An 11,384-nucleotide genomic window follows, 5' to 3' on the forward strand; every position below is an offset into this window, starting at 1 on the left:
GGCTTACCTTACTCAAGGAGATCGCATGTCTCGCCCTGGGAACACCACACACGTCACGGACAGCACAGACAGCGGCAGCACACCTGAAGGTGCTGCTACGACGGAAGGCCGATCTGATCGTGGTCAGCCGCGTCCCAGCGGGCTTGAAAACACTCGGATGCCGTCAGCAGCCGAGCGCACACGAACTCTCGTACAGAGTACCTGCTCCGCGGTGCTGCTCGTACCGGGGCTGTCGGTCATCCATCCCGACCAGCTGATGCCCGACAGCAGGAGCATCGGTCCCGAAGGGGACCTGTTCCTCGGTTTCCCCGCCGATTCCCCGGTCGTAAGGGCCGCGACGCGTGCCCAGGGCGACGAACTGACCGCCGTGCTGGAGATCACCGACGTCGCACCGGTCTCCGTCCCCCACCGGATCCGCGGCCGTGCCCGCGTCGCCGGCTGGCTCACCGCCGTACCGGGGCTCGCACAGCCGGGCCGGATGATGCTCCGGCTGGAGACCGGGGAGGCGTCGGTCGACGACCTGTGGGGGTTCGAGGAGGTGGAGCCGGAGGATTTCCGGGACGCCGTGGCCGACCCGCTGGTCACCCATGAGGCCGAGCTGCTCCAGCATCTGCACGCCGCCCACAGCGAGCAGATGGCCACCCTGTCCGCGCTGCTCGGCGACCGGGCCGAGTGCGGCTGCCCGGAGCACCGGCTCGGCGCCGTCCCGGTCGCGGTCGACCGCTTCGGCCTCCGGGTGCGCTTCGTCGAGGGCGGCGACGCCTGCTTCGACGCCCGGTTCGAATTTCCCGAGCCCGTACGCGACATCAGCGAGCTGCGCCGAGCGATGCACACCCTCTTCGAAGCGGCGGCCTGCTGAGCGGCGGTCACGAGGACGCCGGACCGCCCTGCTCCCGCCCGAGCCGCTCACGGACCCGGTCCGCGACGTCGGCGTACCGCGCCTCCGCGCCGTATCGCGTGGGTTCGTAGTAGCGCCTGCCGCGGACGGCGTCCGGGGCGTACTCCTGGGCCGCGATACCGCCGGGCACGTCATGGGGGTAGACGTAGCCCTGGGCGTGGCCCAGCTTGGCGGCGCCCTTGTAGTGGCCGTCGCGCAGGTGGGCCGGGACCGGGCCCGCGAGGCCACGTCGCACGTCCTCCTGCGCGGCGGAGATCGCCAGCGTCGCCGCGTTCGACTTGGGGGCGAGTGCCAGCGCGATCGTGGCATGGCTGAGGGTGAGCGCCGCCTCGGGGAATCCGATCATGGCGACCGCCTGGGCCGCGGCCACCGCCGTGGGCAGTGCCGTCGGATCGGCGAGCCCGATGTCCTCGCTGGCGGAGATCATCAGGCGCCGGGCGATGAAGCGCGGGTCCTCCCCCGCCTCGATCATCCGGGCCAGGTAGTGCAGGGCCGCGTCCACGTCGGAGCCGCGGATCGACTTGATCAGGGCGCTCGCCACGTCGTAGTGCTGGTCGCCGTCACGGTCGTACTTCACGGCGGCGCGGTCGACGGTCTCCTCGAGCGTCGTGAGTGTGATCTCCCGCTCGTGCGTGGTGAGGGCCGCTCCCGCGGCCGCCTCCAGTGCGGTCAGCGCACGCCGCGCGTCACCGCCCGCGATGCGCAGCAGATGAGCCTCGGCGTCATCGGGCAGGGTGACGGCGCCGCCCAGCCCTCGCTCGTCGGTCAGCGCCCGGCGCAGGAGCGCGCGCAGATCCTCGTCGGTGAGGGGCTCCAGGGTGAGGAGCAGGGATCGCGACAGCAGGGGGGAGATGATCGAGAAGTACGGATTCTCCGTGGTGGCCGCGATCAGCGTGACCCAGCGGTTCTCCACGGCGGGGAGCAGGGAGTCCTGCTGGGCCTTGGAGAAGCGGTGGATCTCGTCGAGGAAGAGGACGGTCTCCTTGCCGAAGCCGCCGGTGGCACGGCGCGCGCCCTCGATGACGGCCCGGACCTCCTTGACGCCCGCGGTGATCGCGGAGAGCTCGACGAAGCGCTTGTTCGTGGCCTTGCTGACCACGTACGCCAGGGTCGTCTTTCCCGTGCCGGGCGGGCCCCAGAGGATCACCGACGAGGGACCCGCAGGCCCTCCGCTGCCCTCACCGACCAGGCGGCGCAGCGGCGAGCCCGGCTTGAGCAGATGCTGCTGGCCGACGACCTCGTCCAGCGTACGAGGCCTCATCCGGACAGCGAGGGGGCTGCTGGACGGGTCCTTCTCCTGGCGGTCTTCGGCTGCTGCGGTAAAGAGGTCGGGCTCCACGTGAGGAAGCCTATGTCACCCCACTGACAGGACCGCCCGGCGCGTCAGCTGGTCCAGAAGTCCCACCAGCGGGTCAGGATCAGCATGCCGATGATCCCGATCCAGAGCACCGGCGGCACCCAGTGGAATTCGGTGAGGGCGTTCCGCAGCCAGGCGGGTGCGGGCAGGATGCCGTGCTTGATGTTGTGCGTGGTGACGTAGCAGAACATGACGATCGTGGCGACCCAGGCCAGGCAGCACCACAGGCAGAGCGAGTTGATGTTGTACAGCGACTGGTACTGCAGCCAGGTGCAGAAACCGACGCCGAACAGCGTGCCCGCGTTGAGGCCAAGCCAGTACCAGGCGCGGAAGCGGGCGCCGGCGAGGAGCGCCATGCCGATGCCGATGACCACCGAGTAGGTGGCGATGCCGAGCATCGGGTTGGGGAAGCCGAAGGCGGCGGCCTGCTCGCTCTTCATGATGTTGCCGCACGCGACCACCGGGTTCAGGCTGCAGCCCGGGGTGAAGCTCGGGTCCTCCAGCAGCTTGAACTTGTCGATCGTGATCACCCAGGCGGCGAGCAGCCCGGCCGCGCCGGTGATCACCAGCAGCAGCGCGAGCGCGCGACTGCCGCCGTAGGTCTTCGCGCCGTTGTCCTCGTCCTGCCGGGATGAGGGGTGGTCTACCGCTGCCATCGTCATATCGCCGTTCCATCACTGTGTAGCCGGCCGGGGCATGGACATTGTGCCGCACCGCCGTTGCGGTCAACCGTTCGATCGGCATAAAGGCGTGCGCGACGAGGTCCGGAACAGGGAGGCCCCGGAGCCCCTCGCACCCCTGGCGCAACGCACGTCGCGCCGGTCTCCGCAGCCGCACCGGGGCGACAGTGCCCGTACTCGGCACCGGACGGGCAGTCGCCCGGCATCGCTCGGCGGCCCGGAAACGGGATCGTCCGGCAAGGTGAATCCGCTTTCGCGGAGTTGACGGAACGGAAGGTGGTGCGGCGTGCGTCCCCCCGGACCCGCGCGGTGACGACGCAGGCGTGCTCGGCGTCAGCGGCCCCTGACCCGGGCTGCGGGCAGGGGGCCGGGGACGAGGGCGCCCCGACGGGCTGGTGCCCGCCCGGGCGGGCCGGGCGGGCACAGTGGTGAGCAGCGTGGCGCTCAGGCCAGCTTGGCCTGCACGGTGGCCACGAGCGCGTCGAGCGCGACCGGCTCCTGGTCACCGGACTCCATGTCCTTGAGCTGGACCGCGCCCTCGGCGAGATCACGCTCGCCGGCCACGATCGTGTAGCGGGCACCGGAGCGGTTCGCGTTCTTCATCGCGCCCTTCAGACCCCGGCCGCCGAACGCGAAGTCCGTGGCGATCCCGGCCTTCCGCAGTTCCGTGACCAGACCGAAGAGCACCCGCCGCGCCTCGTCGCCGAGCGGCACGGCGTACACGCTGGTGGTGGCGGGGATTCCGAGCTCGATGCCTTCGGCCTCCAGGGCGAGCACCGTGCGGTCCACGCCGAGCGCCCAGCCGGCCGAGGGCAGGGACGGGCCGCCGATCATCTCGGACAGACCGTCGTAGCGGCCGCCGCCGCCCACCGCGGACTGGGAGCCCAGACCGTCGTGGACGAACTCGAAGGTGGTGCGGGTGTAGTAGTCGAGGCCCCGGACCAGCTTCTCGTCGTCCTCGTACACCACGCCGGCCGCCGTCAGCAGGTCGCGGACCTCCTCGTGGTACGCCTTGCAGGCGTCGCAGAGGAAGTCGCGCAGCATCGGGGCCCCGGTCAGCTGCTTCTGGACGTCGGGCCGCTTGTCGTCGAGGACCCGCAGCGGGTTGATCTCGATGCGTCGCCGGGTCTCCTCGTCGAGCTCCAGGTCGCGCAGGAACGTCTGGAGCGCCTCCCGGTAGACGGGACGGCACTCCTTGTCGCCCAGCGAGTTCAGCAGGATGCGGAACTGCCTCAGGCCGAGCGACCGGTACGCCTGGTCGGCCAGGATGATCAGTTCGGCGTCGAGCGCGGGGTCCTCGGTCCCGATGGCCTCGGCACCCACCTGTGAGAAGTGGCGGTAACGGCCCGCCTGCGGCTTCTCGTAGCGGTAGTACGAACCCGAGTACCAGAGCTTGACGGGCAGGTTGCCCGCCTTGTGCAGGTTGGCCTCCAGCGCCGCGCGCAGCACGGACGCGGTGCCCTCGGGGCGCAGCGCGAGCTTGTCGCCGCCCTTGGTCTCGAAGGCGTACATCTCCTTGGAGACGATGTCGGTGGACTCACCGACACCGCGTGAGAACAGGGCGACGTCCTCGAAGCCGGGTGTCTCGATGTAGCCGTAGCCGGAGTTCTTCAGGGGTGCGGAGATCGCGTCCCGCACCGCGAGGAAGTTCGCGGAGCGCGGCGGGATCAGGTCGTACGTGCCCTTGGGGGCCTGGAAGGTACTCACGGTTCTTTTCTCTCGTCACATTCCTCGGCGGGGCGCGTCCAGACCGTTCAGATACGGGTTGGAGGCGCGCTCGCGGCCGATGGTCGTCTGGGGGCCGTGGCCGGACAGCACCACGGTCGAGTCGTCGAGCGGCAGGCACACGCGCGCCAGCGACTCGAGCAGCTCGGCGTGGTCGCCGCCGGGCAGGTCGGTGCGTCCGACGGAGCCGGCGAAGAGCAGGTCGCCCGAGAAGAGGACCTGCGGGACCTCCGCGGCCTCGGGCATCCTGAACGTCACCGACCCCTTGGTATGGCCGGGCGCGTGCGCGACGCCGAACTCCAGACCCGCGAGCTTCAGCCGGGCACCGTCGGTCAGCTCCTTGACGTCGTCCGGTTCACCCACGGTCAGCTCGCCCATCAGCGGCATCCCGATGGAGCGGCCCAGCGCCTTCTCGGGGTCGCTCATCATGTAGCGGTCCTCGGGGTGGATCCAGGCGGGGACGTCGTGGGCCCCGCACACGGGGACGACCGAGGCGACGTGGTCGATGTGGCCATGGGTGAGGACGACGGCGACGGGCTTGAGCCGATGCTTCTTCAGCGCTTCCTCGACGCCCTGCGCGGCCTGGTGGCCCGGGTCGATGATCACGCACTCCTCGCCGGCGGCGGGGGCGACCAGGTAGCAATTGGTCCCCCAGGCCCCGGCGGGGAACCCGGCAATGAGCACGATCGTCCTTAGTGTTCGTCCGACGAGGAGGGCCGCGGAGGCGAATGCGGCAGTCCAGAGACTACCGGCGCTCCTCATTCCACAGCTAACCCATATACCGTACGGGCATTCCAGGACCGATCACACGACGTACAAGGAGACCATCCGGTGGTCAGCAGCGATCAGCGGCGGCGGCAGCTCGCCCGGGAGAAGTTCGAGCGGCAGCAGCAGCGTCGGGAGGAAGCGCGCCGGCGGACCAGGCGTCTCACGGTGATCATCGCCTCGTCGGTGGCCGTCGTGGCGGTCATCGGTGCGGGCGCGTATGTCTCGCTCGACGGCGACGAGTCGAAGAAGCCCGCGGACGCGGCTGCGAGCGCCGACCCGTCGGCGTCGCCCTCGGAGAGCGAGAGCAAGGCTCCCGAGCCCGCGATGAAGATCGACAAGAAGGCCAAGTACTCGATGGCGCTCACGACGAGCCAGGGTGACATCGCCATCGCGATGGACGCGGCGAAGACCCCGCACACCACGAATTCGTTCAAGGCGCTCGCGGACAAGAAGTACTTCGACGACACGAAGTGCCACCGGCTGACCACGGAGGGCATCTTCGTCCTGCAGTGCGGTGACCCCAAGGGCGACGGGACGGGCGGTCCCGGCTACACGATCCCGGACGAGAATCTGACCGCGCTGGGCAAGGCTGGGGCCGACGGATCGGTGACGTACCCGGCGGGCACCGTCGCGATGGCGAACACCGGCCAGCCGGGCACGGGCGGCAGCCAGTTCTTCCTGGTCTACAAGGACACAAAACTGCCGCCCAGCTACACGCCGTTCGGCACCATGGACGACGCGGGCCTGAAGGCCGTCAAGAAGATCGCCGAGGCGGGCGTCGCCGAAGGGGCGGGCGACGGTGCTCCGAAGAAGGCCGTCACGGTCGAGAAGGCGACGGTCGACAAGGCCTGACCCCAGGTGTGGCCACCCGGCTCGGGGTTCCTGGAGCGCACCGGAGAATTTCAGCCGCGCTGAGTGCGGACAGCCGGGTGGCCCGTCGCCTAGATTGGCGTTGTGCAGGGCGGGCGCTGCCCGCCCCAGGAAACTGTGGACGATGCACGGGGGGCGAACCCCCTCGATGCATCAGGTGGAGGAGGCGCTGTGAGCAGCGACCCGTGGGGCCGTGTCGACGAGACGGGCACCGTGTACGTGCGTACGGCCGAGGGCGAGCAGGTCGTCGGATCGTGGCAGGCCGGTACCCCTGAGGAGGCCCTGGCCTATTTCGAGCGCAAGTACGAGGGCTTGGTGGTCGAGATCGGCCTCCTCGAGCGGCGGGTGAAGACCACCGACCTGTCGGCGAAGGACGCCACGGCGGCGATCGAGCACCTTCGTCAGCAGGTCGACGAGCACCACGCCGTCGGCGACCTCACCGCGCTCGGCAAGCGGCTGGACGCGCTCGTCGCGACGGTCGACTCGCGCCGTGAGGAACGCAAGGCCCAGAAGGCGAAGCAGACCGACGAGGCCCGTCAGGCCAAGGAGGCGCTCGTCGTGGAGGCCGAGGAACTGGCGCAGAGCGAGCAGTGGCGGTCGGCGGGTGAGCGCCTGAGGGCGCTCGTCGACACCTGGAAGGGGCTGCCTCGTCTGGACCGCAAGTCCGACGACGAGCTGTGGCACCGCTTCTCGCATGCCCGTTCGGCCTTCTCCAAGCGCCGCAAGGCTCACTTCGCCGCGCTGGACGCCCAGCGCGAGGAAGCCCGCAAGGTGAAGGAGAAGCTGGTCGCCGAGGCCGAGTCGCTCTCCGGCTCGACCGACTGGGGTGCGACGGCCGCGCGTTACCGCGACCTGATGACCGAGTGGAAGGCCGCGGGCCGCGCGCAGCGCGAGGCCGAGGACGAGCTGTGGAACCGCTTCCGCGGCGCCCAGGACGTGTTCTTCGCGGCCCGCAGCGGGGTCTTCGCGGAGCGGGACGCGGAGCAGGGCGAGAACCTCAAGCTCAAGGAGGAGCTCGCCTCCGAGGCCGAGAAGCTGGTCCCGGTGAAGGACCTGAAGGCGGCCAGGGCCGCTTTCCGCTCCATCAACGAGCGCTGGGAGGCCATCGGCCACGTCCCGCGTGACGACCGCCCGAAGGTCGAGGGCCGGGTGCAGGCGGTGGAGCGGGCCCTCCAGGAGGCCGAGGAGTCCGAGTGGCGCCGGACGAACCCGGAGGCGCGGGCACGCGCCGCGGGCCTGACCGGCCAGCTCCAGGCAGCCGTGGACAAGCTGCGCACGCAGATCGACACGGCACGCGCCTCGGGCAACAACGCCCGGGCCGACAAGCTCTCCCGGGAGCTCGAGGGCCGGCAGGCACTGCTGGACCAGGCGCTGAAGGGCCTGGAGGAATTCGGCGGCTGAGCCGGACGAACCGTCCGAGACGAGAGGGGTTCCCGTACGCCTGGCGTACGGGAACCCCTCTCGCGTGTGTACACGGCAACGAGGAGCGGTGCAGCGCTGCCGACATCCACCGGTGATCTTGTCAGACCCAGGCGCGATGATCTGCTGGTCGGCACGCGCACGCGTGCCGGCACCGAGTTCACTACGACCTTGAGGCAGGTTCACCCATGAGACCCACCCGTGCCGCCCTGACCGTCGCCGTCACCGCCCTGGCCCCGGCGCTCCTTCTGGCCGGCCCGGCCTTCGCCGCCGGACCCGTGTCCTCGCCCGCCCATGTGGCTGTGTCACCGGCGGCCGCGGTCCTGGAGACCCCGGTGGACGAGATGTCCGACGACGACGTCCGCGTCGCCCTCTCCCGCATCCTGGCCGACCCGGACTCCGGGAGGAGAGTCGTCCGCGAGGTCAACGCGCTCCTCGACTCCGGTACGCCGGAGGAGATGCGCGCCTGGCTCGAAACCGGCTACCGACTCGCCCAGGCCGAGGACGACACCGTCGCCCTCTCCCGCATACTCGCCGACCCCGACTCCGGCAGACGAGTCATCAAGGAGATCAACGCACTCCTCGACGACAGCACCCCCGAAGAGAAGCGCGCCTGGCTCGAAACCGGCTACCGCCTCGCCCAGGCCGAGGACGACCGCGTCGCCATCGTCAGCATCCTGAACCGTCCCGGCATCAGCGACGCCCTGCGCGCCGCGGTCCTGGAGGCCATCGAGGGAACACCCGAGGAGATGCGCCACTTCCTGGAGTACGGCCAGTACGAGGTCGACGCGTAGGTGGTCGTGGACCCGTGTCCGGCAGGCCGGGCGCCTGCCGGACACGGCGTCCTCAAGGCCGCCGCGCCGAGGTGACCCGGTAGACGTCGTAGACGCCCTCCACGCCGCGTACGGCCTTGAGGACGTGTCCCAGGTGCTTGGGGTCGCCCATCTCGAAGGTGAACCGCGAGGTGGCCACCCGGTCGCGTGAGGTCTGCACGGCCGCCGACAGGATGTTCACGTGCTGGTCGGAAAGCACGCGGGTGACGTCGGAGAGCAGCCTGGAGCGGTCGAGCGCCTCCACCTGGATGGCGACCAGGAAGACGGACGACTGGGTGGGCGCCCACTCCACGTCGAGGATCCGCTCGGGCTGCTGCGAGAGCGAGTCGACGTTGACGCAGTCCGCGCGGTGCACGGAGACACCGCTGCCCCGGGTGACGAACCCGATGATCGGGTCCCCGGGTACGGGCGTACAGCACCGGGCCAGCTTGACCCAGACGTCCTCGACGCCCTTGACCACGACACCCGGGTCCGCCTTGGACCGGCGCTTGCTGCGCCCGTGCGAGGGCGGCGAGCTCTCCGCCAGGTCCTCGTTGGCCGCGTCCTCGCCGCCGAGCGCCTGGACGAGCTTCTGGACGACGCCCGCCGCGGCGACATGGCCCTCGCCGATCGCGGCGTACAGCGACGAGATGTCGGGGTAGCGCATCTCGTGCGCCAGCGTGACAAGGGAGTCGCCGGTCAGGATCCGCTGGATCGGCAGATTCTGCTTGCGCATGGCCCGCGCGATGGAGTCCTTGCCCTGCTCGATCGCCTCGTCGCGCCGTTCCTTGGAGAACCAGGCGCGGATCTTGTTGCGTGCCCGGGGCGACTTGACGAACTGGAGCCAGTCACGGGAGGGCCCGGCGCCGGCCGCCTTGGAGGTGAAGACCTCCACCAGGTCGCCGTTGTCGAGCGTCGACTCCAGCGGTACGAGCCGCCCGTTGACCCGTGCTCCTATGGTCCGGTGGCCGACCTCCGTGTGGACGGCGTACGCGAAGTCGACCGGCGTCGCCCCGGCGGGCAGCGCTATCACGTCGCCCTTCGGCGTGAAGACGAAGACCTCGTTGCGCGACAGGTCGAAGCGCAGGGACTCCAGGAACTCGCTGGGGTCCTCCGTCTCCTTCTGCCAGTCAAGGAGCTGGCGCAGCCACGCCATGTCGTTGACGGTGTCCTGGCCGCGGCCGCCGCCCGTGTTCTTGGGGATGTCGGTACGGACCTTGGAGGCGCCCGCGACGGCCTCCTGCTTGTACTTCCAGTGCGCGGCGATGCCGTACTCGGCGCGGCGGTGCATGTCGAACGTGCGGATCTGGAGCTCGACGGGCTTGCCGCTGGGACCGATCACCGTGGTGTGCAGCGACTGGTACATGTTGAACTTGGGCATCGCGATGTAGTCCTTGAACCGCCCGGGCACCGGATTCCACCGGGCGTGGACGGTGCCGAGCGCCGCATAGCAGTCGCGGACGGTGTCGACGAGGACGCGGATGCCCACCAGGTCGTAGATCTCGGCGAAGTCGCGGCCCCGCACGATCATCTTCTGGTACACGCTGTAGTAGTGCTTCGGCCGTCCGGTGACGGTGGCCTTGATCCTGGCGGCACGCAGGTCGGCCTGGACCTCGTCGGTCACTATGGCGAGGTATTCGTCACGCTTGGGTGCGCGCTCGGCGACGAGGCGGACGATCTCGTCGTACATCTTGGGGTAGAGGATCGCGAAGGCGAGGTCCTCCAGCTCCCACTTGATGGTGTTCATGCCCAGGCGGTGTGCCAGCGGCGCGTAGATCTCGAGGGTCTCGCGGGCCTTCTTCTCCTGCTTCTCCCGCTTGAGGTAGCGCATGGTGCGCATGTTGTGCAGCCGGTCGGCGAGCTTGATGACGAGGACCCTGGGGTCCTTCGCCATGGCGACGACCATCTTCCGCACGGTCTCCGCCTGGGCGGCCTCGCCGAACTTGACCTTGTCCAGCTTGGTCACGCCGTCGACGAGCAGGGCGACCTGGTCGCCGAAGTCCTTGCGCAGGGTGTCCAGGCCGTACTCGGTGTCCTCGACGGTGTCGTGCAGCAGCCCGGCCATCAGGGTCGCCGGGTCCATACCGAGCTCGGCGAGGATCGTGGTGACGGCGAGCGGATGGGTGATGTACGGGTCGCCGCTCTTGCGCTTCTGGCCCCGGTGCCAGCGTTCGGCGACCTGGTAGGCCTTCTCGATCTGGCGCAGTGTGGCGGACTCGATCTTCGGGTCGTTGCCCCGGACCGTACGCAGGAGGGGTTCGAGGACCGGGTTGTACGGACTGGAGCGCTGCACGCCCAGCCGGGCGAGACGGGCCCGGACCCGGTTCGAGGAGCCGCCGGAGCGGGTGGACGGGGCCGGCGGGGTTGCCGCGGGCCGGACCGGGGGCTTCGCCGCGGGCGCGGGTGCCGGGGGCTTGGGCGCTGCGGATCCGGTGGCGGGCCTCGCGGTGGGTTCCTGCTTCGCGGTGGGTTCCTGCTTCGCGGTGGGTTCCTGCTTCGCCCCGGAGGACGGCGCGGCCTTCGTACCAGGAGGGGGCGTCGGCTTCGTACCCGGAGGCGGGGTCGGCTTCGCCTCGGCGGCGGGCGTCTGGTCTGCCGGAGCCCGGCCGGATCCCTGCGCGGGTTCACCCGCACCTTCGGGCTGCGGCTTCCCGGGCGTGGCGGAGCCCGCCGCGGGCCTTTCGGGCTGCGGGGCGGCGACTGGCTGGGCCTCGTCTGGCAAGAGCGCTCCTCGTGCGGATCCGGGCTACCGGAATGCCCATCGTATCGACCCCCGGGCAGGTCCTCTCCCGCGGAGTGCGGAACCCCTCGGAACGCAGGACGGGTACCCGGATGTTCCCGGGTACCCGTCCTGT

At 70.1% G+C, this 11,384-nt stretch carries 9 protein-coding genes; 4 read left to right on the plus strand and 5 right to left on the minus strand.

Features of this window, described 5'->3' with window-relative positions:
* Positions 1-157: 157 nt before the first annotated feature.
* The gene (locus tag HED23_RS21675; RefSeq protein ID WP_203185044.1) at positions 158-859 is read left to right on the plus strand and encodes a DUF2470 domain-containing protein; all 702 of its coding nucleotides are present in this window, start codon (positions 158-160) and stop codon (positions 857-859) included.
* A 7-nt stretch (positions 860-866) separates the two neighbouring features.
* On the opposite strand, the gene HED23_RS21680 is transcribed toward HED23_RS21675, so the two are convergent.
* The 4 genes from HED23_RS21680 to HED23_RS21695 form a co-directional block, all read right to left on the minus strand.
* Positions 867-2,237: a replication-associated recombination protein A gene (locus HED23_RS21680; RefSeq protein WP_203185045.1), complete on the minus strand. Its 1,371-nt coding sequence runs from the start codon at positions 2,235-2,237 to the stop codon at positions 867-869.
* Positions 2,238-2,281: 44 nt separating this feature from the next.
* Positions 2,282-2,917 carry a vitamin K epoxide reductase family protein gene (locus HED23_RS21685; protein WP_203185046.1) on the minus strand — a complete coding sequence of 212 codons (636 nt, stop codon included), beginning with the start codon at positions 2,915-2,917 and terminating at the stop codon, positions 2,282-2,284.
* 462 nt (positions 2,918-3,379) lie between these two features.
* Entirely contained in the window at positions 3,380-4,642 is a 1,263-nt protein-coding gene (gene hisS / locus HED23_RS21690) for a histidine--tRNA ligase (RefSeq protein ID WP_203185047.1), read from the minus strand.
* Positions 4,643-4,657: 15 nt separating this feature from the next.
* Complete coding sequence (locus HED23_RS21695; protein WP_203185048.1) at positions 4,658-5,344, minus strand: MBL fold metallo-hydrolase; 687 nt, start codon at positions 5,342-5,344, stop codon at positions 4,658-4,660.
* 147 nt (positions 5,345-5,491) lie between these two features.
* Between HED23_RS21695 and HED23_RS21700 the strand changes: the two genes are divergently transcribed.
* From HED23_RS21700 to HED23_RS21710, 3 genes are all read left to right on the plus strand, one after another.
* Positions 5,492-6,280 carry a peptidylprolyl isomerase gene (locus HED23_RS21700; protein WP_203185049.1) on the plus strand — a complete coding sequence of 263 codons (789 nt, stop codon included), beginning with the start codon at positions 5,492-5,494 and terminating at the stop codon, positions 6,278-6,280.
* 189 nt (positions 6,281-6,469) lie between these two features.
* Entirely contained in the window at positions 6,470-7,699 is a 1,230-nt protein-coding gene (locus HED23_RS21705) for a DUF349 domain-containing protein (protein WP_203185050.1), read from the plus strand.
* A gap of 206 nt (positions 7,700-7,905) precedes the next feature.
* Positions 7,906-8,511, plus strand: a complete 606-nt coding sequence (locus HED23_RS21710) for an ALF repeat-containing protein (protein ID WP_203185051.1) — start codon at positions 7,906-7,908, stop codon at positions 8,509-8,511.
* Between the two features lie 52 nt (positions 8,512-8,563).
* Here HED23_RS21710 and HED23_RS21715 read toward each other — a convergent pair whose 3' ends face one another.
* Positions 8,564-11,251 carry a RelA/SpoT family protein gene (locus HED23_RS21715; protein ID WP_203185052.1) on the minus strand — a complete coding sequence of 896 codons (2,688 nt, stop codon included), beginning with the start codon at positions 11,249-11,251 and terminating at the stop codon, positions 8,564-8,566.
* Positions 11,252-11,384 lie beyond the last annotated feature (133 nt).

It is taken from the genome of Streptomyces pratensis, from assembly GCF_016804005.1.
Taxonomy (GTDB): Bacteria; Actinomycetota; Actinomycetes; order Streptomycetales; family Streptomycetaceae; genus Streptomyces; species Streptomyces pratensis_A.

What these genes read in the sequence shown, in the direction of transcription:
- HED23_RS21710 (WP_203185051.1), top strand. Translation starts at nt 7,906, where the DNA reads ATGAGACCCACCCGTGCCGCCCTGACCGTCGCCGTCACCGCCCTGGCC.
- HED23_RS21675 (WP_203185044.1), top strand. Translation starts at nt 158, where the DNA reads ATGCCGTCAGCAGCCGAGCGCACACGAACTCTCGTACAGAGTACCTGC.
- HED23_RS21685 (WP_203185046.1), bottom strand. Translation starts at nt 2,917, where the DNA reads ATGACGATGGCAGCGGTAGACCACCCCTCATCCCGGCAGGACGAGGAC.